This window comes from Loktanella sp. DJP18 (assembly GCF_049310965.1).
GTDB lineage: Bacteria > Pseudomonadota > Alphaproteobacteria > Rhodobacterales > Rhodobacteraceae > Loktanella.
Genome location: NZ_JBMERN010000315.1, coordinates 1 through 1395, shown reverse-complemented (window position 1 = coordinate 1395; position 1395 = coordinate 1). Strand labels below are relative to the sequence as shown.

At 57.6% G+C, this 1395-nt stretch carries 1 protein-coding gene; it reads right to left on the bottom strand.

Annotated elements, in window-relative coordinates:
* Positions 1 to 120: 120 nt before the first annotated feature.
* A partial coding sequence (locus ACOI1H_RS25545) for a hypothetical protein (RefSeq protein ID WP_422441128.1) occupies positions 121 to 1395 on the bottom strand: 1275 nt, incomplete at its 5' end.

Sequence of the window (1395 nt, the reverse complement as noted above, 5' to 3'; positions counted from 1 at the left end):
AATGAACTCAGAGAGACACCAAAGGGCACCCCAAGGGCATAACTGTAGGAGCTAAGGGACGCACCCCCTCTCGACGGGATTGGAGTTCCGTGGCGTCGAACCCCTTTCCATTGCCCTCGCCTAGTCCGCTCCAAAGACCCTCAGCAAGGCCGCCTGCTTGCGTTCAAGGCTGTGGCCGCTCCCATAGTTGGCCTGTGAGCCGCCGCCTGTGGAGTGACCAAGGATGGCGTTCTGAAGGTCAAGGGGCACCTCAGCGTCACGCAAGGCGTCCTTGGTCGTGTGCCTCAGGCTGTACAGGCTGTGCCTTGGGTCCTTGGTATGCTTCCGCAATCGCTTCATTACTGTTTGGCTAAAGAGATCATGCTTGGAGGTCGGAGCGAACTTAGGGAAAGCGAATTGACGTCCGTCTGCCTGCTCTACGATGCGCTGGGCGACCGCTAGGGCCTTGCCGACCAATGGCACGTCCCTCTTGCGCCAACTGTCTTTCAAGGATCGCGTTGCGGTGGGCTCAATGACCATGTGGGGCACCTTGGCGGCGATGTTGAGATGCCTGATCTCCAGCGACAGCACCTCGGCGTTCTGAGCGCCCGTGTGGTGTATCAGCGTCCAGATGTCCAACAGAACGGTATCGTCCTTCAAGTCCCCGTACATGGCGTCGATGATGTCGTTTGGCAGCGGCAGGCGCTTCTCACGATCCTCAAGGGCTTCCTTGGGATACGACAGGTCCAAGAAAACGTCATTGCGGGGCACCTCGAACTCTCGACAGGCATACGCCACGACGGCCTTGATGTTGTTGATCTGGCGCTTCACTGAGTCGGGCTTCATGCGTGTCAGCAGGTGGTCCCTGAGGTCCTTAGCGTTCTGCCGTGTGATCCTTTTCAGGGGCAAGTCAGCGTGCCAGACATCAAGGGCATCCCTTTCAATCCTGTTGAAGTTGTTGAACTGCTTTTGACGCTTGAACGGGTCCGGTAGGGCCTTGTCATTCAGGTACAGTTTGAACGCGTCTGTGACGGTAGGCTCAGCAACCACAGCCTCAATGCCACTGTGCAGGGCGATGACCAAAGCCTTGTCCTCAGGCGTGATGTCCTCAGGGTGTCCGGTACTGGGGTCCCTGTGATACTTCTCCATGACCTCTTCAGCGTAGGCTTCACGCCCCGCCTGTTCGCTCTCAGTCTTGCCGCTGCTGTACGGGTCAAGCTGATGGAACTGAAAGAACGCCTTGATGTCGCCCTTGGCCTCTATGGGAGACTTGAAGGTCCCCCCTGCCCTGATCATGGCGATTTGCTGCTCTACGAGTTGATGGTAAGGGCCATAGGCATTAACGGCTTCACGCTCAGTCTGGCCCAAAGTCTTGACGAACTCAGTGACGCCTAAGGTCGCCTGAAGGACCTGAGA